We start from the raw sequence: 23,034 nt of genomic DNA on the forward strand, positions 1-23,034 counted from the left end.
GCGCCCGAGAATCTTCCGACAGCCGCCGCCCTACGGACAATGTCCTGACATTGGCGGGAGAAGTTTCGGATCACGGATGTGAACCATCCATTCTACCCAGCTATCCATTCGCATGTTCAGGTTCGAATCAGCGTTTCATAGGACGCCGGAACGCCTCAAAGACAGCCCCAATGATGATTAACTGCGTCACGACCGCCGCGACGACCCACCAGGCACGATGTTCCCGGGTTTGAGATATTACGGAGGTCGAACTCAGTATGAATGCGATTTCGATGAGGGCGAACTTCCACCACCGCACATGCGAGGCGGTGGTGGAAGTTTTCGAAGAAGGCGCCATTCCTAGCCGTGCTTGCAGCTAACTCGGACGTCGTTGATTGACCAAGACCAGGCCACTCCGACGGCGGCCCACCCGAGCGGACCTGTGGGGGCAGACGTTAGTGTGCCGAGGGCAGTAATCGTGGTGCCTGTAAGGGCCTTAACGCAGTTGATAGACAGAGTGACTCCTCTTGGAAAGAGATCCGGGATGTAGTAACCCGCCTGAGACCCGCTGATGTAGGTCCGCAGGTAGCCGTGACAGGCAAGAAATGCTTTCCCATACCATCCCAGGTACTGCCCATTGTATCCCTGACACGTCACCTCGTACTGTCCAGTCTGCAGCACCCCCGGGGCTAGCCCACTGTCCGATGATGACTTCTGGGGCGCAGCCTTTGGATCTGGGTTCGCCAACACCCACTCCCTAATGACGGCGCGCATACCCTCGCTTTTTGAAGGTGCGGCTAGAAGTTGGTCAAGGGCGCGGGCGTCGCCCGCGACAGCAGACCGCATCGCCGCTCTAGCTGCAGCGTCATCTGATGCTGACGAAATAGGACCCCTAGGCTGAATTGCGTCCGATGTCGAAACAGAAACCCTGGGTTGAATTTTGCTGGTATCAGCTTGTGCCGCCTGCGTCCCAGGAACGCCAAGCACCAACGCAATCCCCACGGACGCAACAATTCCGAATTTTCTCACAGAAATCACCCTCCCTGATTGCGTCAATCATCCCCAACGCGCTCAGTGTTCTGTCAGATTCTGTGAGTGTCAAGCCAAATTTGGTAAAGGCCAAGTAAAAATTTGGGCGTCCACACACTTGATCGTTCGCGCCCGAGGCGAAGGGGCCTCCTGAAGTCGCAGCCTCCCAACGCGCATCGGGCGGAGTCTTAGGTCATGTTGCGCTGCCGGGGCGGAGCCACGCACATGCTCGATTTGGTTAGAGGTACGAGTCGTCGGCGGTGAGTGTGACCGCGAGCCTTACCGATGTTGTGGCTGCACACGACGTCGTGGAAGCGTTCTGCTGGTGGCGATTTCGCTGTGGGTGGCAGGCCTATGGCGGGCCGCTGTCAACCGTCGAGGAGGCCGCGCAGGTCGTCGGCCGTGAGGGCGCTCGAGAGCAGGTTGCCGTCGTCGACGACCCGGGCGAAGAGGTCGCGCTTCTTGTCCTGCAGGGCGACGACCTTCTCCTCGATCGTGTCCGTGGAGACAAGGCGATAGACGTTGACCGACTTCGTCTGCCCGATGCGGTGGGCGCGGTCGATCGCCTGGTTCTCGGCGGCCGGGTTCCACCACGGGTCGAGCACGAACACGTAGTCCGCCTCGGTGAGCGTGAGCCCGAACCCACCCGCCTTGAGCGAGATCAGGAAGACCGGCGCCTCGCCCTCGCGGAACTCCTTGACGACATCAGCACGGTTGCGCGTCGACCCGTCGAGGTAGGCGTAGGCGATGCCCTCCTCCTCGAGCCGGTCCCGGACGATCGACAGGAAGCTCGTGAACTGGCTGAACACGAGTGCACGGTGGCCCTCGGCGGCGAGCTCGGCGACCTGCTCGACGAGCGCCTCGACCTTGGCACTCGGCGCGACACCGCCGTAGGCCTCGGCGTCGACGAGCGAAGGGTCGAGGGCCATCTGGCGCAGCACCGTGAGGGCGCGCAGGATCGCGATCCGGTTGCCATCGAGGTCGTCGATGAGGCCGAGCAGCCGCTGTCGCTCGCGCGCGAGGTGGCGGTCGTAGATGGCCCGGTGCTTGGGGTGGAGCGCGACGTGGAGGATCTGCTCCTGCTTGGGAGGCAGGTCGGAGGCGACGGCTTCCTTGGTGCGACGCAGCATCAGCGGCTTGATGCGCTTGCGCAACGTGGCGAGCAGTTCGGGCGAGGAGCCGTTCTCGATCGGCTTCGCCCACTGCTCCTTGAATGCCATGGGCCGCGGGTGGAGGCCGGGCGCCACGAGCGACAGCAGCGACCAGAGGTCCATGAGCGAGTTCTCGAGCGGGGTGCCGGTCAGCGCGAAGGTGACGCGGGCCGGCAACCGGCGCATCGCGGCATACGTCTTCGATTGATGGTTCTTCACGAACTGGGCCTCATCGAGGACCGCCGCGGACCACGGGACGGCCCGGAACTCCTCGGCGTCGATGCGACCCACGGCATAGGTCGTCACGACGAGGTCCGCGCCCGCAATCGCCTCGGCCATGGGGACGCGCGCCTTGCCGCGGGTGCGGTCGAGGACGGAGACGGTGAGGTCGGGCGCGAACTTCGCGACCTCGTCCACCCACGTCCCCAGCACTGAGGTCGGCGCGACGATGAGCATCGGCTCATTCAGCTCGCCACGCTCCTTGGCCCGCAACGCCATCGCGACCACCTGCAGGGTCTTGCCGAGTCCCATGTCGTCGGCGAGCACCCCGCCGAGGCCGAGGTCCCACAGGAGCGACAGCCAGCGGAAGCCCTCCTCCTGGTAGGGCCGCAGCGTGGCCTTGAGCGCGATCGGCAGCTCGGCCGGAGACGGTGTGTGGGCTGAATCAACGCCGAGCAGGGCATCGACCGACCGCTGCCAGCGATCGGACTGTTCGTCGACGACACCGATCTCGACGAGGTCGTCCCACAGACCTGCGTGCAGCACGGAGAGGCGCAGCGGGTCGGACTGCTTGTCCTGCAACGCCCGCGCCTCCTCGACGAGAGCACGGAGGCGGTGCAGCTCGGGGTGGTCGAGGGTGAACCAGGCGCCGTCCGGCAGGAGCATCCGCTCCTCGCCACGGGCGAGCGCGGTGACGAGGTCAGCGAGCGGGACAGTGTGTCTGCCGACGGTGACGGTGATCCGGAGGTCGAACCAGTCGTTCTCGCCGGACTCGCTCGTGCCGAGCGCGATCCGCGGTGCTTCGATGACTTCGGCGTATGCCGCCGGCTCACCGACGACGTCGACCTCCACCCTCTCGTGTGCCTCGATCTCAGGCAGGAGCTCGGCGAAGGCGACCGTGTCAAAACCGGTGAGGGACACCGCATCTCGCGGCACCCAACCTTGCCGTGAGAGCTCCCAGAGCGCGGGCAGCTCGTCGCGGGTGGGCACGGCCGCCAGGAGTTCGCCCTCGACCACGCCGTCGCGGAAGGCGTTGGGGTCGCGATACGTCGGAGGCTGACGAGCCAGCGGCACGGTCACCGGGGCATCGCGCGGGCCATAACGGAAGGACCACGTGACCTGGGCCGTGTGCTTCTTGTCGAAATGGACTGCCAGGTGAAGCCGGGGCGGCACCACCTCGGGCAACGTCAGGCCTTCGTGGGTGCGCACTGTCGCGCGCCGCTGGAGGACGGGGAGCTTGTCGACGGCGAAGCTCGACCAGTCCTCCTGCGGGATCGTGAATGGTCCACGCTCGACGACCCGGGCCGCGGCCAGATCGACGTCCGCCCCGAATCCGCCCAGCCTCAGGTGGCGACCTTCCTGCCGGAACCACCCGGTGGGCGGATCCCCGACGATGACCACGTCGCCGGACCCCTCGGGCAGGTCGAGGCTCGGAACGGCGCGCACGGCGCCCTCGTCGGTGGGCGAGAGGTCGAGGACGAAGTGACCCTCGGTCTCCTCGAGGTGCACCTCACCGGTGTTGGTCGCGTGGGTCAGCAGGACGACGCCGGCATCACGGGCCTTGGTGAGCAGCTCGGCCCACCGGCGCCCCATCTGGCTCAGCGGGATCGACGGCGGCATGCGCCCGTAACCCGACATCCGGCTCCCCCGACGGTGGGAGTCGGCGATGGCCGTGAGGGCGTCGAGCGGAGCGCCCTCGAGGCGGAAGCTGTTGTAGGAGGCGTAGTAGCCACCAGCCACGGCCTCCCACGAGATGCCGGTCTTGATCCAGCGCCCCGGCGCCGCGCCGGGGATCATCGGCCGCAGCTGGATGCTCGACGTCCCCTGCTCGTCCTGCCAGGACGACGGCCGTCGCGGCCCTTCAACGTCGAGGAGCAGCCCGACGACGCCAGCCTCGGGCTCGGGCTCCGGCACGTCGAGCAGGTCGTCGAGGGCGTCTCGCCAGGAAGGAGAGCGCGTGGGGTCAGCGGCGGTCGCGTCGCTGCGCCACGGGCGTTGGGTGCGCAGCGCGATGAGGAGGGCAGCGGCGTGCTTGCAGGCCACTCCGATGGGGCAGGTGCAGTCGCTGCCCACGAACGTGCCGTGATCATCTGTCGACAGCGTGACCTCGGTCCGATAGATCGCCGCCCCACTACCGATGACCCGCGCGCCCGCTCGAGTGCCGTGGTCGGCGACGACGATGCTCGTCACCCGACCCGCGCGGGCGTAGTCGCCGGCGCGAACCAGCGTCATGCTGTCGAAGGCCGCCGCGAGATCACGGTCCGAGAGGTCGTCCAGCGTGTGTGCCTCGTGCTCCATCGCGCTACCCACCTCCTTCGTCCGCGCAGGACGACAACGGTATGCCGTCCCACGGACATTCCCGACCCGTCATCCACAGGTGCCGCTTGCGTCCGCGCCGATGGCTGGGTTCGCGACCAACCGCGCGGACGTTTGGGGTATGCCGCCCGCTTGCGTCCGCGCCAATGGCTGGGTTCGCGACCAACCGCGCGGACGCAAGCAGGTGCCGGGTCAGGACTCGTCTGGGAGGCGGCCGTTGGGATAGGTGGAGCGCAGCTCGTCGTCGGTGGGGACGTGTCGGTCACGCGACTCCGGCGGGAGGAGCTCGGCGATGGCCGACATGATCCGCTTGGTGTCGGCGGCGGGGGAGCGGTACTTGAGCTCGACCGGCTTGCCGACGCGGATCGTCACCGTGGGCGGATGGGCGAGGTTGAGCAGGTTGGGCATGGACGACGAACGCGGCCACACCTTCTCGGTGCCCCACATCCCGACCGGGATCACGGGTGCGCGACTGAGGGCCGCGAGGCGCGCAGCACCGCTCTTGCCCTTGAGCTCCGGGTCGAAGAACGCCTCCCCACGAGGGATCGTGGCTTCGGGCAGCAGCCCGACCATCTCGCCGCCCGTGAGGGCCAGGGCGGCCATGTCGTAGGACTCTGCGCCGCCCTCACCGCGGTCGACCCGGATGCCGCCGGCCGCAGCGAAGAAGGGCCCGAGCACAGGGATGTCGAACATTTCCTTCTTGCCGAGGAACCGCGCAGCTCGTCCGGACTGGCGCACCACGTTGGCCATGGCGACGGCGTCGAAGTAACTGCGGTGGTTGCCGACGAGGATGACCGGGCCGTGTCGTGGGATGTTCTCGATCCCCGCGACGTCGAAGCGCGCACACGGGAACCACGTCGACCGCAGACCTTCGAAGAGGAAGCGCTGCAACTCGATGCCGACCACAGGAATCTTGAGGACACCCGGCGACACGTCGAAGTGCACGATCGGCCACCGGCGAGCCACGGCATACACACTGAGTCTGGGGTCTGGATTGACAGCCGCAGGCTGTCCGACCGCCTCGAGGAGCGGCAGGTCGAAGATCGAGTCCGAGTAGGCGTAGCTCTCGAGCAGATCGATGTCGTGCTGCTCCGCGAAGTGCTTGACCGCCGCGAGCTTGCCGGTGGACCACACGAACGGGCCGCGGATCGAGCCGTCGAACGTGCCGTCGTCCTTGGTGTTGTAGCGCGTGGCGATGACGTGGTCGAAACCGAGACGGTCCGCCAGCGGCTTGATGAGGTGCGTCGGCGTCGTGGTCGCCATGACCGTGAGGCGACCCTCGGCCTTGTGCTGCTCGATGAGGGCCAGGGCGAACGGGTGGATGTGCCCGGCGATGACCTCGGCGGCGTTGATGGCGGCCTGGTCGAAGCTCTTGGAGTCCTTGCCGCGGGCGACGAGGGTGGCCTGGCGGGCGAGGAAGATCGACGGAAGGTTCTCGCCGAAGAGGTCGAAGGCCTTGAAGAGCAGCCCTTGGCCGGGGAGTGAACGCGGCACGAGGCCGAGCTCCGCCATCGCCTGGGAGAGGTGGGGGCCGGTGCCGCCCTGGAGCAACGTGCGGTCGAGGTCGAAGAACGCTGCGCCTGGCATGGCCTCACCCTATTGCGCCGGGCACGCTCAGGACTCGCACTTATGGTGAGCGTCATGACGACGGCATTCGTTCTCGGGGGTGGGGGCGTCCTGGGCACGACCCAGGTGGGGATGCTGCGCGCACTCGCCGAGCAGGGAGTGCGGCCCGACCTCGTCGTCGGGACGAGCATCGGAGCGCTCAACGGTGCGTTCGTCGCGGCCGATCCGTCGGTCGAGGGCATCCGTGCCCTGAGTCGGGCGTGGGAGGCAGTGAGCGCGAGCGGGATCTTCCTCGACAACCCCATGCGCTCGGCGGCTCGGATCGCGCGCTTCCGGACGCACGTGCTGTCGAGCGCGCCGCTGCGGTCGATCGTCGACGAACACCTGCCCGTGGACACGTTCGAGGAGCTCGCGGTGGAGTTCCAGTGCGTGGCCGCCTGCATCGAAACCGCTGACGCGCAATGGTTTTCGTCGGGTTTGCTCGTCGACCCGGTCGTGGCGTCGTGCACCGTGCCCGGGTTGTTTCCCGCTGTGGAGATTGACGGGTTGCACTATCTCGACGGCGGATTGGTGCACTCAATTCCCGTCGGGCGCGCCCTCCAGCTCGGCGCCACCCGCGTCTTCGTCCTCCAGGTGGGCCGAGTCGAGACGCCCCTCGTCCCGCCGCGTCGGCCGTGGGAGGTCGGTGTCGTGGCGTTCGAGATCGCCCGGCGGCACCGCTTCGTCCACGAGATGGCTTCGATCCCGGACGACGTGGAGGTCCACGTCCTTCCCAGCGGGGCACCCGAGACGCCGTCGGTCTCGTTGCGCTACGGACGGGTCTCGCGCCTTCGGGAACGTGCCGAACAGGCGTATGCCGCGACGACGGCATACCTGTCCCCTCCCTGACGCTTGCGTCACCTCCCCGACCCTTGCGTCTGTGCATGTGGTCGCTGGAACGACCGAATCCGCAGACGCAACAAGAAGGTGAGCGGACGGCATACGCTCGGCTTCATGGGTCTTGCGGGAATCCCGAAGCCACCGCTGTTCGCCCGACGCGCGCTTGCCGTCGTGTGGCCGGTCGGCGCTGCCGCGCTCACGGGGCTCGCGGCACCGGTGATCGTGGCCGGGGCGTTCCACTCGTTCGTCGACAAGCGGGCGCGGTTGTTCCGGGTGAGCGTGCTCGGCGTCGGACTCGTGTGGGTCGACGTCCGGATGCTCATGGAGTGCTGGCGCCTGTCGCTCAAGGACCCCAAGGGAGCGGGACCGACGTGGGAGGACGACCACGAGGCGGTGTTCCTCGCCGGACTGAACCGGGCGATGATCCTTGCGAAGATCTGGGTCGGGTTCGAGGTCAAGCTCGATGACCGGATGCACTTCGGGCGAGAGTCAGCTCCTCTCGTGGCGTTTGCGCGGCATGCCGGGCCTGGTGACTCGCTGGCGCTGGCGTGGCTGCTCGGTCACACCGCCGGTCGCATGCCCAAGATCGTTCTCGCAGAGGCACTCCGGTGGGATCCGACGGTCGATGCGCTGCTGACGCGGATGCGGTCCTACTTCGTCCCGTCACGCACGGGTGCCGGCGACGACCGGACCGCGGGAGTGCGGGGCCTGGCGCGGGGGCTCAAGCACGACGACGTCCTGTTGCTGTTCCCCGAGGGCCAGAACTTCTCGAAGGACCGACGGCGACGGCTCATCGACCGGATGCGCGAGGCGGGGCAGGAGCTGCGCGCCCGCCGTGCGCTGTCCCTGTGGAACACGTTGCCTCCGAAGACGCGCGGCGTCATCGCGGTCCTCGAGGAGCGGCCAGACGCTGACGTGATGATCGTGGCGCACGCAGGCTTCGGGCAGCTCTCGTCACCGAAGCAGATCTGGGGCGCGATCCCCTTCACGGATCGGCCCTTCCTTGTGCGAACCCACACCTACTCCGGCGACGAGATTCCCGACGACCCGGCGGGCATCGAGGAGTGGATCGAGGAGCGCTGGACCAAGGTCGACGAGTGGGTCACCGCCCACGAGGGCCGGCAGCCCTGACGCTGCGGCTGCCGATTTGTGCGCCGCTCGCGCCAACCGCGCAGAAGGTGACGAACCGCGCTCCCATGGCAGCGCGTCTGGCCACGTTCTGCGCCCCTCGCGCCAGCCGCGCAGAACTTCGACCTTCGGCAGTTCGGGCGTCAGGCGTCAGGCGTCAGGCGTCAGGCGTCAGGCGTCAGGCCAGAACTGCGCGCAGTTTGAGAGCCATCTCGTCGCGTTGGGTCTCCGGCAGCCACTGGGCCTCGTCGTCGACGAGGTAGGTGAACACCTTGGGTCCCTTGGCGTCCTGCGGCTGCTCGGGCATGCGAGGCACCAGGTGGAGGTGGAGGTGAGAGAAGCCCTCGGCCTCGGAGAACTGCATGAGATAGGTCTTGGAGCACCCGGTCACGCTCTCGAGGGCACCGCTGAGTCGATGGATCAACCCACCAAGTTCCCCCGCGGCCTCGGCGGTCAGTGCTGTGAAAGACGTCATGTGTCGCCGAGGCACCAGGACGAGCCACCCCGGCAAAGTGCTGTTGAAGGCGTGCGCGACCCGCCAGTGGTCGGTGTTCACGATGTCCTCACCCGGAGGCAGATCAGCGGCCGCCTCGCGATCGCACGGGTAGCAGCCGGGCACGAGATGGGGTGACGTCATTCGAGCACCCTAGGCACAGCACACGGCATACCGGCAGATCGGCGTCGTTCAGCCCGCGGCCGCCGCATCCAGCAGCCTCAACGGTCGGCACCCGTCTCCATCCCATGGCAGGTTCGGGACACGCGGCTCCAGGGGCGCAGAAGGTGACGAACCGCGCTCCCATGGCAGCGCGTCTGGCCACGTTCTGCGCCCCTCGCGCCAGCCGCGCAGAAGTCTGACTAGGACGGCTCAGCTGTGTCGGGCCGCTCGAGCTTGGCGAGGTGGTAGCCGAAGTTGCTCGCCCATGCAGCCAGCGAGATCGTCCACAGCCAACTGAAGCCGTCTCTCTTCAGCCAGAGGACTGACGCAATCATCATCGCCACAGCGGGTATGAGCCGGAGCGCGATCACGAGCCGCGGGTGGCGATCGGACCACGTCGGTGGGTCGACCCGCGGCGGATACACAGCACCCTCCAGCGTCGGCATCGGCTCCATCTCGCCAGACTAGGTGCCGACCGCGTCCCGAACCGTCCTATTGGGTGGGTTCGCAACGCTGGGACGCTCGGGTCAGGGACGGCGGAGGGAGTGCAGCCAGGTGCGGGCCGTGCTGAAGTCCTCGTCGCCGGTGAGCGGCGCGACCTGGACCTGGGCACCGTCCTCACGCGGATAGGAGCCGAGGAAGCGCACCTCGGCACACACCCGCTTGAGCCCCATGAGCGCCTCGCCGACCCGCTCGTCCAACACGTGCCCCTCGAAGTCGATCGAGAAGCAGTAGGACCCGAGCGTGGACTTGGTGGGGCGCGACTCGAGCCGCGTCATGTTGATGCCGCGCACGGCGAACTGCTCCAGCAGCTCGAGCAAACCACCCGCCCGGTCGTCGCGCTGGAAGAGCATGACCGTCGTCTTGTCGGCGCCCGTCCGCTCGGGCAGCGCACCCGGGCGAGCCACGAGCACGAACCGCGTCACGGCGCCGAGACGGTCGCCGATGTCCTCGGCGAGCACCTCGAGCCCGTGGTTGGCTGCGGCCACCGGCGCGCAGACCGCCGCGTCATAGCCCTGCTCCACGTCACCGGCCAGGCCTGCAGCAGCAGCGGCCGTCGACAACGTCGGAACGTAGGTCGCTGACGGCAGGTTCGCGTCCATGTAGCCGCGGACCTGGGCCCAGGCATGCGAGTGGGTGCCGACAGCAGTGATGTCTGCGAGCGGCATACGCGTCCGTGCAGCCAACACGAAGGTGATCGGCACGTTGACCTCGCCGATGACGACGAGCGGATCTCCCGAGGCCAGGGCGTCGAGCGTCGCCGACACGCCACCCTCGACCGAGTTCTCGATCGGCACCATGGCCGCGTCAATCTCGCCGCGCCGCAACGCGTCCAGCGCCGAGTCGACCGACCCGAACGGCACCTGCTCGCCACCGTGCGACGCCGCCCACGACAACAGAGCCATCTGGGTGAACGTGCCCTCGGGTCCGAGGTAGCCGTAACGAGTGGCGGTCATCGCTGCTTTCCTGTCCGCGCTGCACTGAGCGCCTGCTGTTCCTCGGGGGTGAGGGTCGCGTCGGAGCCGCCCTCGGTGATGCCCTTGGCATAGGTCCGGGACTCGCCCCGCGCGTGGATCGACGACAGGACCACGCCGTCTCCCCGGTCGTCGACGATGGCGGCGCTGAAGCTGAGCCGGCCACCCATGTCACCGAACGCGTCGTAGCGCACGACCGCCACGTGCCGCAGCGCCTGACCGATGTCGGCGCGCAGCGCCTCGAGGTCGCCGGCGCCCACGGGTCGCTGCCGTTCGAGGTGCTGGACCCGGGCACGAAGCCGCACGATCGCGACGACCGCACCCACGATCACGGCCAGCGGGAGCAGCACGAGAACCAGGAGGACGAGCCCCTCGCCAGCGTTGATCCCGAACATGACGGCCAGCGTATGCCGTGTGCTCCCGCCCCGCGGGCGCGTCCCGTTCCGTGGGTGTGGGCCGGGTCCGGCGGGGTCGAGCTCGTAGGCTCGTGGCCATCATGGGTATCGACTTCACCACCATCGCCATCGTGTTCGCGACGATCTTCGTGGTCGAACTTCCGGACAAGACCTTCATCGCGACCCTGGTGATGTCGACGCGGTTCCGGCCGCTGCTCGTGTGGATCGGTGTCGTCGCAGCGTTCTTCGTCCAGACGCTGGTCGCAGTCCTCATCGGTGGGGTGCTGTCGCAGCTGCCGAAGCGACCCATCGAGATTTTCGCCGCGCTGATGTTCCTCGTCGGCGGGATCCTGTTGATCCGCGGCGCGGGCAAGGCCGACGCGGAGGAGGCCGAGGCCGAGGAGGAGTTCGGTGAGAAGGCGTCCGCCACGCAGCGCGCTGGCTGGAAGGTCGTGACGTTCTGCTTCACGGTGCTCTTCCTGGCCGAGTGGGGCGATCTGTCGCAGATCCTCACGGCGTCGATGGTGCTGCGGTTCGACGACCCCGTGTCGGTGTTCATCGGAGCGTTCCTCGCGCTCGCCGCCGTGTCAGGCCTGGCGGCCGTGCTCGGCCGGACGCTGCTTCAGCGGATCAGGCTCTCGACGATCCGTCGCGTCGGCGGCACCGTCTGCCTCGTCCTCGCGGCCGTCAGCGTCCTGCAGATCGCCGGCGCCTTCTGACTTTCCCCGGCTCTCCGACCTGACCAGCCTGAGTCAGGTCAGGGCGCTCCGGACGTCGGTCCGGGCGAAATCGTCGCCCTTGAAGAGGAGGGCTTCGCCCGTGGTGCGTGCCAGGGCATAAGGGAAGAGGTCCCCGAGGTTGAGTGAGGCGGGATGCCGACCCTTGCCAAATCGCCGCCATCCCTCGATCGCCGCGGCTGACTGGTCCCCGTCCAGGGGTTCGATCCGGAGGAACAGGGTCGCGATCAAGCCTTCGAGTTCGCGAGCGGCATCGGGGCCCTGTCTGGCCTCCACCACCATCGCGGCTTCAACAGCCGTGACCGGCGACATGACGAGCGAGCCCGGCGGGGCGGCTCGCAGGGCGTCCTTGAACGACTCGGCGTCAGGCTCCCCCAGGACGATCGCCACCAGGGCTGACGTGTCGACGACCATGGTCAGGACGGTAGTCCGTTCTCGTCGTAGCCCAGGATTTCATCCACAGGACGCGCGTCGAGGACGGGACGGGCACGCCCCCGAGCAATGATCCCGTCTATCGCGTCGTCACCCACAGGCCTGATCGCGCGCTGCTGGTGATGAATTCGCTCCAGCCGCTCTTCGATGGCGCGGCGCGCAGCAACCGTGATGGATTCCCCGGTGGCGGCTGCGAGTTCGCGCGCCAGTCGGTCGGTCTCGGGGTCCTTGATGTTGAGCGCCATGCACCCAGATTACGCCGATTCCACCCTCGAAGGAAGAAAGGATGATTCAGAGGAAGAATCTGCCTGGTCGAGATCAGCGGCCAGAGCATCCGCCGCAGGCTCGGTGTCGCGGTTGACCCACCAGAGGAGCGCGAGGGCCACGAGCCCACCGGCGACGTCGGCGTTCTGGAGCATGCGGCCCGGGAGCTCGGGCCATTCGGGGTGGTCGAGATAGGTGATGCCCCACCACGGCATGCGCAGGAGGAACCACACCCCGATGACGACACCCGCCACCAACCGCCGCGAGCGCCACCACGCCCCCGCCCGCGAGCGCGTCCACGGCGACGCCCCCAGCAGCGCAAAGATCACGACGACGATCCAGTGGTAGTGGTGGATCCAGGCCACGGGCGACAGCAGGCACGCGAGCAGCCCGACAACTGCGACCTCACCGATCGAGTCGCCCCGCAGCCACATCTGCCGCGCCAACCGGAATCCGAACACTCCAACAACCAGCACGAGCACCAGCCAGATCGCGGTCCCCACGCCACCCTCGGGCCCGACGCGGAGCAGGAACCCGCGCATCGACTGGTTCGACGTGCCGAAGTTCGGCCCCAACCGCGCCGGGTCCTGCAGCGCGCCACCCCAGAACGCGAACGACGCCTCCGGCAACAGCACCCACGACCCGAGCGTCACCCCGACGGCAGTCCCCACGGCCGTCGCAGCCTCCCGCCAACGACGGTTCACCAGGTAGTGGATGACGAACACGCCAGGCGTCAGCTTGATCGACATCGCCAACCCCACGAGCACCCCCGGCGGCACGTGCTTCAGCAGACCGGGTCGCGGCCGCCGCAGGTCCATGAGGCACGCAAGCACCATGAACGCGTTGACCTGGCCGAAGCGAAGACCGTCCGAGACCGGGTGCAGCCACAGCATCGGCGCGACCAGCGCAGCCAACGCGAGGGGCACCCAAGGGCCAGCGCGATGGATGAGCCGCCACCCGGCATACCAGACGATTGCGGTGGTCGCCGCGACCTGAGCCGCCGTCCAGAGCCAGCCGATCACACCGAAGGGCACCCAGGCCAAAGGGATGGCGAGCAAGGCAGCGAACGGCGGATACGTGAACGGCAACAGCTGCGGAGCCTCGGTCATCGCCGCATAGATGGGACGCCCGGTGAGGATCGACACCCCGGCCTCGCGATAGACCTCCACGTCGACCTGCCACTGGTCCATCGGCCAGAACACGAGGTAGCGCAGCACGGCGGGCACAGCCGCGAGGGCGATGAGGCCGATGGCAAGGGGCCACTGCCACCGCAGCGGGATGTGTCTCGGGCGTGGCTTGGTCAGGGGCACCCCGCCATTGTGTCGGTATGCCAGCCACACACGATCTCCACACGCCCTTCACCTCCACGGCAGGTCGTCGCCGCGGACCCCCCGTAGGATCCGTGAGGTGTCCAAACGATCGCTCGCCGCCCTGTTCGCCGCCCTTGCGACAGTGCTCGGCCTGAGCGTCGTCGCGCTGCCCCTCACGGCCCACGCCACAGAAGCCGGTCGCACCGCCACAGAGCCGGCCGCACCGCACGACCCATTCGGCGCCACCGTCCTCATCGGCACCGGCGGCATCACCTGGACCGACATCTCCGAGAAGGAGACGCCCAACCTCTGGATGCTCCTGCGCGACGGCTCGAGCGCGGCGATGACGGTGCGATCGGTCGAGACCAACACCTGCCCCATCGACGGCTGGCTCGGACTGTCGGCCGCGAACCGCGCTTCCGCTCCGCGCACCGGCACCGGCTCCGTCCAGTCCCGCCCGTGCAGCCCCATCGGCGAGCCGGTGGGCGGCGTCGTCCCCGGGTGGGACTCGTTCGTCAAGGCCGCCGCTGACCGCAAGTTCGACAGCAAGCTCGGCCTGCTCGGTGAGGCCGCCGCCACGTCGGACGTCTGCATCAAGCCGGTCGGCCCGGGTGCCGCAGTGGCCGCCGCGCTCCCCGAGGGCACGGTCGATCGCTACTCCCCCTACTCCGACGCGAACCTCCTCGTCGACATGAACACCTGCCCGGTGACGATCGTCGACGTGGGCAGCGTGCGCGACCCGTCCGACCTCGCCGCTGGCGAGCAGCCCGCCGAGGGCAGTCGCACGGCCCAGATCTCGGCCATCGACAAGAAGGTCGGTGACATCATCAACGCCGCCCCGGGTGGCGCCGACTTCATCGTCGCGAGCCTGTCCGACGCCGGCGTGACCGAGCGCCTGCGCCTTGCCGTGGCGCGCGGCCCGCACTACGGGCCGGGCCAGCTCAACGCCCCGTCGACCCGTCAGCCCGGCCTCATCCAGGCGCAGGACCTGCCGATCACGCTCATGTCCATCACGGGCATCACGATCCCCGGCAACCTCGGCGGCACGACCCTCACGAGCGACCCGGCCCCCGACAACTCCGAGAAGCGCGCGGCCGACCGGCTGCAGAAGCTCGTCGACTACGACCTCGCGAGCCATGAGGTGCACAGCCTCGTCCCGCCGTTCTTCAGCGTGTTCGCCTACGGGCAGCTCGTCATCTACCTCCTCGTGCTCCTCGTCTGGAAGGGCAAGATCGGCGGCCCCGACACCCGCCGCCGGGTCCTGGGCATCGTGCGCATCATCGCGGTCGCGGCGGCGTCGGTCCCGGCGTCGACCTTCCTCGCGAACCTCCTGCCGTGGTGGCGCTTCCCGATCCCGATGGTCTCGATCGTGGCGTCGGTCGGCATCTTCGTCGCTCTGATCGCGTATGCCGCACTGCGGGGTCCGTGGGGACGCGCCGCTCTCGGTTCCCTCGCCTTCGTCTCGGCCGTCACGGTCGCTGTGCTCGCCGGGGACATCCTCACCGGCTCGAGGCTGCAGCAGTCCTCGCTCATGGGCCTGCAGCCGGTGGTCGGCGGCCGGTTCTACGGGATGGGCAACGTGACCTTCGCGCTCTTCGCCACGTCGTCGATCCTGCTCGCGACCGCGGTGTCGAGCTATCTCGTGAGCCATCGTCGACCGCGCGTGGCGGCGGCCGTCGTCCTGGTCATCGGGGTGGGCACGGTCATCATCGACGGGGCTCCGTTCTGGGGTGCCGATGGTGGCGGCCCACCGGCCTTCATCCCGGGCATCGCCTATCTCATCCTGTCGATCCTCGGCCTGCGGATGACGTGGCAGCGCATCGCGTTGATCGGGCTCGGATCCGTCGGTCTGTTCTTTGCCGTGGCCGGCCTCGACTGGCTGCGCCCGGCTGATGACCGCAGCCACCTCGGTCGCTTCATCCAGGCGATCATCGACGGCAACGCCCTCGACATCGTCATTCGCAAGGGCCAGCAGAACTGGAGCATCCTCACCGGCAATGCCCCGCTCACCCTGCTCGTGCCGGCCGCACTCCTCTTCGTCATCTACGTCCTGGCGCGGCCGACCTCCTGGGGATCACGCGGACTCGGCAAGGCGACCGAGAAGGCACCGACCCTGCGCGCCGGTCTCGTGGCCCTCGTCATCACCCTGACCGTCGGCTTCCTCATCAACGACTCGGGCACGGCCATCCCGGCCGTCGGCGCGACGGTTGCCGTGCCGCTCATCGTCAGCGTCGTGGTTCGGACCCTGCAGGACGACCTGCGGGCTGTCGCCGGGACCCGTCGCGCCAGGCGCTCCTGACCAACCAGACCCACACGGCCAACAGGACCGCGGGCGCCACGTGCGTCCGGACGGTCATCGTGAGGTCTTCCACAGCAGGCGTCATGCCGAGCACTCGCCCCGGCGTGTAGGCCATCGACATGACCCACAAGCGGGCCAGCAGGACGAGGTCGACGACCACGACGGCCGCGGCACTCACCGCCGGCAGTCCCGCCCAGACGATGACGTCGTACCAGGGCAACGAGTAGGACGCCGCCAGCGCGTAGGCCCCCGTGAGGATGACGAGCCAGGCCAGTGCCCGAGCACCCATGGTGGTCTCCCGATGGGGTCGGGCGAGGCGGAAGAAGCAGTAGGCGAACCCGATGGCCGCGACTGCCGCCAATGTCGAGATGAGCGATCGCACCGTCGCCCCGCCGTTGAACGCCTCGAGGAACCAGCGCCACGGCGACGCCAGGGCCACCGCCTTCGCCGACCGCCCGATCTGGTCGTAGACGTGGGGCCCGGCCCAGAGCTGCAGGGCACCGACGACGACCACGGTCGAGCCCAGCAGCACGCCACCACGGGCCCACCGTCGGTGCTGGAAGGCGAGGAGGAGCGCGAGCAGCACCACGGCATACGTGAACTTCGACGTCACGGCGAGCGCCGCGAAGGTGCCGGCGACAGCGGCACCGCCGAGGCCGGCATACCGGTGGGCGGCCCACACGGCGAGGATCGCGAGCGCCGTGGCGAGCAGGTCGACGTGTGCGCCGAGGACGCCGACGGAGAAGACGAGGGGGTTGGCCGTCCAGATCGCGTCGATGCGACCTTCGCGACCGGGGAGCATGCGCCGCAGCGCCCAGCGCACCGCGAGCCACGAGGCGATGACGATGAGCTGCCACAGCCACACCGTCTGCCGCAGGTTCTCGCCGCCACCGTGTGAGGTGAGCCCCTGGACGAGAGTCGCGAACGGCCCGTAGACGCTGGGCTCCTCGGTCCACGGTGCTTCGACGTGGCTGACGACCGGGTCGGTGCCGCCGTGGAAGGTGTTGGGTGACTGCAGCCAGGGGTTGTCGCCGAGCGCCAGAATGCGCCCATAGGCCGCGTAGCTCACGTGGTCGCCGGACCCGAACGGCGTCGCGAGCGCGGCGAGGACTGCCAGGGTCGCGACGACGGGGCGGGGGAGTTCGCGACCCCCTTGGCCGGTCACCGCGAGGACGATCGCCGCTGCTCCCAGCGTGTATGCCGTCCACATGGTTGCGGTGACGAGCGCCGGACTGAGGGTGAACGGGAGGAGGTGGCCCGGCGCCCAGCCGCGAGGGCCGAGGTCGGGGGCAGCGGCGTGCGGGAGGCTCAGCCCGACAACGAGAAGCAGGGCGAACGACGCGACCAGCAGGCCCAGGCGAACGCGTTCTCGGGTGACACCAGCGACGTCGCTGGCGTCAGAAGCGTTGTGCGACACCGGGGGCACGATCGGTGAGGACCTTGCGCACCCTGCGCCTGGTGAGTGCCCGCCAGACATCGCGGTACTGCTTGGCCCGGTGGACCTGTCCGCTCCAGTCCTTGCCGGAGACGCGGTGCTGCAGCTCGCACGGCACCTCTGCGACGCGCAGTCCGGCGGAGAGGACGTCGACGGTGAGGCCGACCTCGACCCCCCAGCCGGGGGCGAGCGGGCTGGCCGCGTCGAAGGCCTCAGCGGTCAGGCAGCGCATGCCCGAGAGGGGCTGCCTGGCCGTCCACCCGGTGAGGTTCTTGATGCCGTCGCGGGCGAGCCGGACGACGAACCCGTGGCCGCCACCCGCCGTGGACTGGGGCGGGAGCGTGGCGATGGTCATGTCGGCGCGCCCCTCGAGCACCGGCGGGAGGAGGACGTGCAGGTTGCTCGCGGACGACTCGAGGTCACCGTCGACGAAGAGGAGGTGGCGGGGCGAGTGGGTGTCGATGGCGTTGAACGACTCGAGCTCGCGCAGGTGGCGCACCCCGGTCTCGAGGGCCGCGGCCTTGCCGAAGTTGCGGGCGTGGACGATGACGTCGGCTCCGGCAGCATCGGCCACGGCGGCGGTGTCGTCGCTGCTGCCGTCATCAACGACGACGACCTTGTCGACACCATCGAGTCCGAGCACGGCCTCGACGGTCGCGACGATCCGGTCGGCCTCGTCCTTGCACGGGATGATGGCCGCGACCGTCCGGCGATGCGTCGGCTGGCCGTTGGCCCGACCCGTCGGTGCGTCCGTCCCCACGCCCCCCACCATCAGCGCAGGGTCACCTGGCGGCTGAGCAGACCCGAGCGGGCCCGCCGTTCATCGGCGGTGAGGGACTCAGCGGAAGCCAGCGCGGCGGCATACCGGTCGCCGAAGGCCTTGAGGGCGTCCTCGTGGACGGCAGGTTCGCTGTCGGCGGGGACCTCGAAGACGGGCACGAGAAGGCCACAGGCGCGGAAGGCGCCGAGGAGGCGGGTGCCGTCGCCGAGGCCGGACTCACCGGCCGAGTGGAGGCGGGCGAGGGCGTCGGTGGCGGTGTCCTCGTCGTCGGGCAGGACGAGGCGGATGTAGGTGCGCTCGCCGATGCGGACCCAGTAGGCCGACTTCAGTGCGGCCATGCGCACGGTCGGGACGACGGACTCGTTGGCGCGCTCGAGGGATTCCTTGCCCGCGTCGTCGAGGTCCTGCTCGTCGACCCAGAAGTCGAAGCCCTCGTGGACCTGGACCTCGAACGGAGCGTCGAGGTCGAGGACGTCCTGCAGCCGGGGGCTGTCGACGGTCGGCGTCGGGACGTGCTGCACGGCGCTGCCCGGTTCGGCAGCGGCGGCGGCGAAGAGCTGAGCGGCGAGGTCGCGGCTCGGGTCACCCGAGGTGGAGCCGGACTGGGTGCCGACGAGAACGGTGCCGTCGGCGCGACGCAGGGCCGGCCACGCCATGGGCAGGACGGTGGCGACGGTCGCCGTGTCGGAGCCCTCGGGTCCCTTGCCGGCGGCGAAGCTCACGGCCACGGTCGCGGCGGGCAGGATCTCGCGGATGGCCACCCACTCGGTCTCCTGCGGCAGCCCCTCGAAGGGGCGGTTCACATACGGAGCGGCCGCGGTGCGTTGCCGCTTGGCGGGTGCGCCGGAGTCGTCGGAAGTCCTGCGTCGTCGAGAAGCCTTGCCCATGGCCGTCAGCGTAGTGGTGCGGCTCCGCTGCTTCTGCCTTGCGTCCGCAACTTCGCCGGGTATGCCGTCAGCTCGCCGAACGCTGTGCGCTCACGTTGCGCTCAGGTTGCGCGGCGGCGGCTCGGTCCGCCCATGGCGGCCCACACGGTCTGGCCACCCTTGTCCTCGCCGACGCCCCACTCGTGGGCCAGCGAACGGACGATGCGCAGGCCCCGGCCACTCGACACCCAGACCGCGGCGGGCGCGGGACTCGGAACGCTGTCGCCGCCACCGTCGGTGACCTCGACCTCGACGACCTCGCCGCGAACCTTCCAGCGGACGCGCAGGCAGCCGTCGGCGAGCGGGCGGGCATGGCGGATGGCGTTGGTCATGAGCTCGGAGACGACGATCTCGGACTCATCGACGGTCTCCTCGTCGAGGTCGCGGGCGCGCAGGTCGGCGACGACCGCCTTGCGGACGCGGGTGACCGTGCTCGGCCCCCAGGGCGCCCGGATGGTGCGGACCTGACCCTGCCCGATGGCGCCGCCGAACTCGTCGAGCTTGGGCTCGTCGGCCTTCTTGTCCGCTGCAGTCACGCCGGGAACTCTAATCGAGCATCGCCATGACGTCCCGCGGACGATCGCTGATCATGACGTCGACACCGAGCTCGACACAGCGTTCGACATCCTCGGGCTGGTTCACGGTCCACACGTAGACCTCGTGGCCGCGACGCTGGTGGGCCTTCACGATCGAGGGGTTGCGGCGCACGATCTTGACGTCGAGGCCGACGATGTTGACGCCGACCGGGAGCGACCCATCCCACGAGAGTCGGGGCGCGGACTGCTCGACGAGGTAGACGAGCGGGACCTGGGGCGCGAGGCCGCGCATCCGCACGAGCGCCAACAGCGAGAACGACATGACGCGCACGTGCGGCAGCTGCGTCAGGTCGCCGGTGGTGAGGCCATAGGCGCGCAGGGCCGTGACGAGCTGTCGCTCCACGAGTCCGCCGTAGCGCGTCGGGTGCTTGGTCTCGATGAGGGTGAGGAGTTCCTGGCGCTGGCTGGTGAGGGAGTCGAGCAGCCGGTTGAGGGTGAGGATCCGGCCGCGGTCCGGGTCCCGGTCCATCTGTTCGCTGGCGCTCCCGTCATCGAGCTTCTTCCAGCTGGCCCAGTCGAGCTCCTCGAGCCGCGCCAGTTCCAGGGTGGAGATGACGCCCTTGCCGTTGCTCGTCCGGTCGGCGCGCCGATCGTGGACACAGACGAGGTGGTGGTCGGCGGTGAGCCGCACGTCGCACTCGATGCCGTCGACGCCCAGGTCGAAGGCCGTCGTGTAGGCCGCGAGCGTGTGCTCTGGCTGCATGGCACTCGCCCCTCGGTGCGCCACCACCCGGGGCCGCCCCTCGGACTCGTGCTTCTCCCCAAGATACGGAACGGCCACGGGTCCATGGTGGCAGTGCACGACGCCCGGCGAGCGGAGCGACTCACACAACGAACTCACACAACGACACGGCATACCGTTGAAGGATCGTGAGCCTTCCGCCCTTCCAGAGCCTCGTCGACGCGCACTGGCGCGATGTCGGCCGACTCGCGCACGCCCTCGCCGGACCAAACCTCGGTGACGACGTCGCGCAACAGGCGTGGACCCAGGCACTCGCGGCCTATCCGCGGGTGACCTCGACGCGCAACCTGCGCGGGTGGCTGCTGACGATCACGCATCGGTGCGCGATGGATGCGCACCGGGCCGGTCGGCGGACGGTGGCCCATGAGGACCCCGCGGTCCTGGCGGCGGCACCCGTGGTCGACGGTCCGTCTGTTCCCGACGACGGCTTGTGGGCGCGGGTGGCTGCCTTGCCCGAACGGCAAAGGGAGGCGGTCGTCCTCAAGTACGTCGCCGACCTCGACCACCGCGCCGTCGCTGCGGCGCTCGGCACCACCCCTGCGATGAGCCGCCGACTCGTCTCTGACGCGTTGGCCACCCTCCGCCTCGACCTTGAGGAGCTCCGATGACCACTGCTTTTGATTCCTTCACCCCTGACGTGCGGCCGCCCGTGCTCCCGGAGACGGACATCTCGTATGCCGTCGAGGACACCGCTGTCGGTCGCCTCCTGTTGGCGGTGCGTTCCGATGGTCGGCTGGTCACCTCCGCCTACATCGCCACCGATGTCGACGAGGAGGTCTGGCTCCAGCGCCTTTCCGACGGTGTCTCGCCCCGGGTCCTGCGGCAGACGAAGCCGCTCGATACAGCGCGACGGGAGCTCGCGGCATACCTCGAAGGAAGGGTGACCCGGTTCTCCGTGCCGGTGGACCTGGCGCTGGCGAGCGAGTTCCAGCGCTCGGTCCTGACGGGGCTGGCGGTCTCGGTGGGCTACGGCTCGTCCACGACCTACGGCGCGTTGGCTGCGGCGATCGACCGGCCTCGGGCGTCGCGTGCCGTGGGGACGGCGTTGGGCGCCAACCCGCTGTGCGTCTTCGTGCCGTGTCACCGCGTGCTGCCCGCGGGCGGTTCCGTGGCGGGCAGGCTCCGCAACGTCGGCGGGTATGCCGGTGGGCCGGCTGCGAAGGAGTACCTCCTCACGCTCGAGGCCGGTCACGCGGGGCGCTGAGGACCGGGGGCACGTCCGCGTCACCCTCGCAGGCGGCGCCGAAGACCTACGCTGTACAGACCATGTACACGATCAAGCGGGTCGCAGAGCTGACAGGTCTCGGTCTGTCGACCCTGCGAGCGTGGGAGCGTCGCTACGGCGTGGTGGCTCCGGCTCGGTCGGATGGGCGCTATCGCCTCTACTCCGACGCTGACGTCAGGGCACTGGCCATCATGGCCTCCCTCGTCCATGACGGTTGGACTGCGAGCGAGGCGGCGACAGAGACCTTGGCGCGCACCGAGGGAGATCGGCGCTCAGCGATCGGGGGTGCGCACCAGTCTGGCGATGTCGAGTCGCCAGCTGGGTTGGAGGAGCTGCTCGCCGCCGCGCAGGGCCTCGATGGTCCCGCCGTGAGCGCCATCGTTGCCGGGTCGCTCGGGAGGGCCGAGTTCGCCGAGGCGGCCAGTCACTGGCTCATGCCGACCCTTGCGGCCGTGGGCGGGGCGTGGGCGGAGGGGCGACTCAGTGCCGCAGGCGAGCACCTGATCAGCTACGCGGTGCAGCGTCAGCTCGCGGGCCTCTACGAAGCCGCACCGCGAACCACGACCGGACCGGTGGTCGTGCTCGGCCTGCCGCCGGGGTCACGGCACGAGCTCGGCCTGCTCGCCTTCAGTGTGGCCGCGCGGCAGGCCGGCCTCACGACGGTCTATCTGGGTGCCGACCTGCCATCGCAGGACTGGGAGGCGGCCGTGTCGGGCCGTGAGGCAGGCGGCGCCGTGCTGTCCGTGCCACGTCCCGCCGACGTCGTCTCGGCGCAGGAGGTCGTTGACCGGCTCGCTCGCAGCGCGTCCGGAGTGGTGGTGGCGATCGGTGGCCGTCACCAGGACGAGGTCACAGGGGCACTGCAGCTCGGGCACGATCTCGCGACCGGTGTTGCGCTGCTTCGGGACGCCCTGGTGCGAGCCCAACGCCACAAGCCGGGTCGCTGACTCGACCGGACAGGACAGCACCCGCCCCACCGGTCAAAGGGGGGGGCGGGTGAGGCGGGTGCCGTCGCGGCAATGTTCGTTCTGGGTGGGGTGCTCGGCGCGGTGACTCCGCCTCAGCACCAGGGGTAGATGAACAGGCTCTCGTCGCCCGCACGGTGGTCGGCAAGGACGACGCTCAGGGGAAGCGGGTCCGGCAGGGAGGCAACGTCAGTGGTGGCGCGCGGGGTGACGCCTGCGCCGACGGCCAGGCTGATGGGCAGTCCGTCACGGGCCACGGTCGAGAACAGGCCGAGAGACTTGAGCGTCTCGATGCCAGCGCGTTGGCACGCGGTGTCCGGGGCGGCGATGGCGGCGGGCGCAGAAGCGACCGTTGCGGCGAGAGCTATCGCTGCGGCGGTGGTGACGACCTTGATCATGAGCACTCCTTGATCTCAGTGGCCTCTCGGGTCAGAAGCCTTGCCGACAAGATGGCTCCAGAGCGAGCGGCCTGTCAAGGGTTTGTACAAGGTTGTTCACTCTCTACCGACACACCCCTCGGCAGGACCAGT

The 23,034-nt window shown here is 69.0% G+C and carries 22 protein-coding genes; 7 read left to right on the top strand and 15 right to left on the bottom strand.

Translation table 11 applies throughout. The annotated features are described in order from the left end of the window. Positions 1-1,376 precede the first annotated feature (1,376 nt). Together JNB_RS11650 and JNB_RS11655 are read right to left on the bottom strand one after the other, a co-directional pair. Entirely contained in the window at positions 1,377-4,676 is a 3,300-nt protein-coding gene (locus JNB_RS11650) for a DEAD/DEAH box helicase (protein WP_009776671.1), read from the bottom strand. Between the two features lie 210 nt (positions 4,677-4,886). Beyond that, entirely contained in the window at positions 4,887-6,281 is a 1,395-nt protein-coding gene (locus JNB_RS11655) for an HAD-IB family hydrolase (protein ID WP_009776672.1), read from the bottom strand. Positions 6,282-6,335: 54 nt separating this feature from the next. Between JNB_RS11655 and JNB_RS11660 the strand changes: the two genes are divergently transcribed. Together JNB_RS11660 and JNB_RS20505 are read left to right on the top strand one after the other, a co-directional pair. Further along, complete coding sequence (locus JNB_RS11660; protein WP_040884716.1) at positions 6,336-7,148, top strand: patatin-like phospholipase family protein; 813 nt, start codon at positions 6,336-6,338, stop codon at positions 7,146-7,148. 105 nt (positions 7,149-7,253) lie between these two features. Further along, positions 7,254-8,270: a 1-acyl-sn-glycerol-3-phosphate acyltransferase gene (locus tag JNB_RS20505; protein ID WP_009776674.1), complete on the top strand. Its 1,017-nt coding sequence runs from the start codon at positions 7,254-7,256 to the stop codon at positions 8,268-8,270. 175 nt (positions 8,271-8,445) lie between these two features. Here JNB_RS20505 and JNB_RS11670 read toward each other — a convergent pair whose 3' ends face one another. The 4 genes from JNB_RS11670 to JNB_RS11685 form a co-directional block, all read right to left on the bottom strand. Continuing rightward, the gene (locus JNB_RS11670) at positions 8,446-8,904 is read right to left on the bottom strand and encodes an HIT family protein (protein WP_009776675.1); all 459 of its coding nucleotides are present in this window, start codon (positions 8,902-8,904) and stop codon (positions 8,446-8,448) included. Positions 8,905-9,122: 218 nt separating this feature from the next. Beyond that, positions 9,123-9,377, bottom strand: coding sequence for a hypothetical protein (locus JNB_RS11675; protein WP_009776676.1), 255 nt, complete (start codon positions 9,375-9,377; stop codon positions 9,123-9,125). A gap of 72 nt (positions 9,378-9,449) precedes the next feature. Further along, a complete protein-coding gene (pheA, locus tag JNB_RS11680; RefSeq protein ID WP_009776677.1) occupies positions 9,450-10,379 on the bottom strand; it encodes a prephenate dehydratase in 930 nt (309 codons plus the stop codon). After that, on the bottom strand, positions 10,376-10,792 hold the full coding sequence (locus JNB_RS11685) for a DUF4446 family protein (protein WP_009776678.1): 417 nt from the start codon (positions 10,790-10,792) through the stop codon (positions 10,376-10,378). Before JNB_RS11685 ends, pheA begins: the two co-directional genes overlap by 4 nt. 101 nt (positions 10,793-10,893) lie before the next feature. Between JNB_RS11685 and JNB_RS11690 the strand changes: the two genes are divergently transcribed. Beyond that, positions 10,894-11,511: a TMEM165/GDT1 family protein gene (locus JNB_RS11690; RefSeq protein WP_050766706.1), complete on the top strand. Its 618-nt coding sequence runs from the start codon at positions 10,894-10,896 to the stop codon at positions 11,509-11,511. Positions 11,512-11,544: 33 nt separating this feature from the next. On the opposite strand, the gene JNB_RS11695 is transcribed toward JNB_RS11690, so the two are convergent. From JNB_RS11695 to JNB_RS11705, 3 genes are read right to left on the bottom strand one after another with little or no spacing between them, the layout of a single operon-like run. Continuing rightward, complete coding sequence (locus tag JNB_RS11695; protein WP_009776680.1) at positions 11,545-11,943, bottom strand: type II toxin-antitoxin system VapC family toxin; 399 nt, start codon at positions 11,941-11,943, stop codon at positions 11,545-11,547. 2 nt (positions 11,944-11,945) lie between these two features. Continuing rightward, positions 11,946-12,206, bottom strand: a complete 261-nt coding sequence (locus tag JNB_RS11700) for a type II toxin-antitoxin system VapB family antitoxin (protein ID WP_009776681.1) — start codon at positions 12,204-12,206, stop codon at positions 11,946-11,948. 9 nt (positions 12,207-12,215) lie between these two features. Continuing rightward, positions 12,216-13,535: a glycosyltransferase 87 family protein gene (locus JNB_RS11705; RefSeq protein WP_009776682.1), complete on the bottom strand. Its 1,320-nt coding sequence runs from the start codon at positions 13,533-13,535 to the stop codon at positions 12,216-12,218. 97 nt (positions 13,536-13,632) lie between these two features. On the opposite strand from JNB_RS11705, the gene JNB_RS11710 reads away from it, so the two are divergent. Further along, complete coding sequence (locus JNB_RS11710) at positions 13,633-15,834, top strand: hypothetical protein (protein WP_009776683.1); 2,202 nt, start codon at positions 13,633-13,635, stop codon at positions 15,832-15,834. Here JNB_RS11710 and JNB_RS11715 read toward each other — a convergent pair. The 5 genes from JNB_RS11715 to JNB_RS11735 form a co-directional block, all read right to left on the bottom strand. Further along, entirely contained in the window at positions 15,761-17,251 is a 1,491-nt protein-coding gene (locus JNB_RS11715) for a hypothetical protein (RefSeq protein ID WP_148232395.1), read from the bottom strand. The genes JNB_RS11710 and JNB_RS11715 overlap by 74 nt on opposite strands. Then, positions 17,232-18,041 (bottom strand): glycosyltransferase, encoded by an 810-nt coding sequence (locus tag JNB_RS11720; protein WP_009776685.1) that lies wholly within the window; start codon positions 18,039-18,041, stop codon positions 17,232-17,234. Before JNB_RS11720 ends, JNB_RS11715 begins: the two co-directional genes overlap by 20 nt. Next, positions 18,041-18,937: a DUF5926 family protein gene (locus JNB_RS11725; protein WP_040883743.1), complete on the bottom strand. Its 897-nt coding sequence runs from the start codon at positions 18,935-18,937 to the stop codon at positions 18,041-18,043. The genes JNB_RS11720 and JNB_RS11725 overlap by 1 nt, the downstream gene beginning before the upstream one ends. A 101-nt stretch (positions 18,938-19,038) precedes the next feature. Next, the gene (locus JNB_RS11730) at positions 19,039-19,512 is read right to left on the bottom strand and encodes an ATP-binding protein (protein WP_009776687.1); all 474 of its coding nucleotides are present in this window, start codon (positions 19,510-19,512) and stop codon (positions 19,039-19,041) included. A 10-nt stretch (positions 19,513-19,522) separates the two neighbouring features. Further along, complete coding sequence (locus JNB_RS11735; RefSeq protein WP_237700650.1) at positions 19,523-20,353, bottom strand: glycerophosphodiester phosphodiesterase family protein; 831 nt, start codon at positions 20,351-20,353, stop codon at positions 19,523-19,525. A gap of 89 nt (positions 20,354-20,442) precedes the next feature. Here JNB_RS11735 and JNB_RS11740 point away from each other — a divergent pair, with 89 nt between their 5' ends. The 3 genes from JNB_RS11740 to JNB_RS11750 all read left to right on the top strand — a co-directional run bounded on the left by JNB_RS11740 (position 20,443) and on the right by JNB_RS11750 (position 22,486). Then, on the top strand, positions 20,443-20,922 hold the full coding sequence (locus JNB_RS11740) for an RNA polymerase sigma factor (RefSeq protein WP_009776689.1): 480 nt from the start codon (positions 20,443-20,445) through the stop codon (positions 20,920-20,922). Continuing rightward, complete coding sequence (locus tag JNB_RS11745; RefSeq protein ID WP_050766612.1) at positions 20,919-21,518, top strand: methylated-DNA--[protein]-cysteine S-methyltransferase; 600 nt, start codon at positions 20,919-20,921, stop codon at positions 21,516-21,518. The genes JNB_RS11740 and JNB_RS11745 overlap by 4 nt, the downstream gene beginning before the upstream one ends. Before the next feature lie 62 nt (positions 21,519-21,580). After that, entirely contained in the window at positions 21,581-22,486 is a 906-nt protein-coding gene (locus JNB_RS11750) for a MerR family transcriptional regulator (RefSeq protein ID WP_009776691.1), read from the top strand. 113 nt (positions 22,487-22,599) lie between these two features. Here the strand turns inward: JNB_RS11750 and JNB_RS11755 are convergent, their stop codons facing one another. Then, entirely contained in the window at positions 22,600-22,902 is a 303-nt protein-coding gene (locus JNB_RS11755) for a hypothetical protein (protein ID WP_040883745.1), read from the bottom strand. Positions 22,903-23,034 lie beyond the last annotated feature (132 nt).

The sequence above is a fragment of the Janibacter sp. HTCC2649 genome, from assembly GCF_000152705.1.
Taxonomy (GTDB): Bacteria; Actinomycetota; Actinomycetes; order Actinomycetales; family Dermatophilaceae; genus Knoellia.

What these genes read in the sequence shown, in the direction of transcription:
- JNB_RS11685 (WP_009776678.1), bottom strand. Translation starts at nt 10,792, where the DNA reads ATGTTCGGGATCAACGCTGGCGAGGGGCTCGTCCTCCTGGTTCTCGTG.
- JNB_RS11725 (WP_040883743.1), bottom strand. Translation starts at nt 18,937, where the DNA reads ATGGGCAAGGCTTCTCGACGACGCAGGACTTCCGACGACTCCGGCGCA.
- JNB_RS11655 (WP_009776672.1), bottom strand. Translation starts at nt 6,281, where the DNA reads ATGCCAGGCGCAGCGTTCTTCGACCTCGACCGCACGTTGCTCCAGGGC.
- JNB_RS11700 (WP_009776681.1), bottom strand. Translation starts at nt 12,206, where the DNA reads ATGGCGCTCAACATCAAGGACCCCGAGACCGACCGACTGGCGCGCGAA.
- JNB_RS11670 (WP_009776675.1), bottom strand. Translation starts at nt 8,904, where the DNA reads ATGACGTCACCCCATCTCGTGCCCGGCTGCTACCCGTGCGATCGCGAG.
- JNB_RS11675 (WP_009776676.1), bottom strand. Translation starts at nt 9,377, where the DNA reads ATGGAGCCGATGCCGACGCTGGAGGGTGCTGTGTATCCGCCGCGGGTC.
- JNB_RS11755 (WP_040883745.1), bottom strand. Translation starts at nt 22,902, where the DNA reads ATGATCAAGGTCGTCACCACCGCCGCAGCGATAGCTCTCGCCGCAACG.
- JNB_RS11690 (WP_050766706.1), top strand. Translation starts at nt 10,894, where the DNA reads ATGGGTATCGACTTCACCACCATCGCCATCGTGTTCGCGACGATCTTC.
- pheA (WP_009776677.1), bottom strand. Translation starts at nt 10,379, where the DNA reads ATGACCGCCACTCGTTACGGCTACCTCGGACCCGAGGGCACGTTCACC.
- JNB_RS11745 (WP_050766612.1), top strand. Translation starts at nt 20,919, where the DNA reads ATGACCACTGCTTTTGATTCCTTCACCCCTGACGTGCGGCCGCCCGTG.
- JNB_RS11695 (WP_009776680.1), bottom strand. Translation starts at nt 11,943, where the DNA reads ATGGTCGTCGACACGTCAGCCCTGGTGGCGATCGTCCTGGGGGAGCCT.
- JNB_RS11660 (WP_040884716.1), top strand. Translation starts at nt 6,336, where the DNA reads ATGACGACGGCATTCGTTCTCGGGGGTGGGGGCGTCCTGGGCACGACC.
- JNB_RS20505 (WP_009776674.1), top strand. Translation starts at nt 7,254, where the DNA reads ATGGGTCTTGCGGGAATCCCGAAGCCACCGCTGTTCGCCCGACGCGCG.
- JNB_RS11750 (WP_009776691.1), top strand. Translation starts at nt 21,581, where the DNA reads ATGTACACGATCAAGCGGGTCGCAGAGCTGACAGGTCTCGGTCTGTCG.
- JNB_RS11650 (WP_009776671.1), bottom strand. Translation starts at nt 4,676, where the DNA reads ATGGAGCACGAGGCACACACGCTGGACGACCTCTCGGACCGTGATCTC.
- JNB_RS11720 (WP_009776685.1), bottom strand. Translation starts at nt 18,041, where the DNA reads ATGGTGGGGGGCGTGGGGACGGACGCACCGACGGGTCGGGCCAACGGC.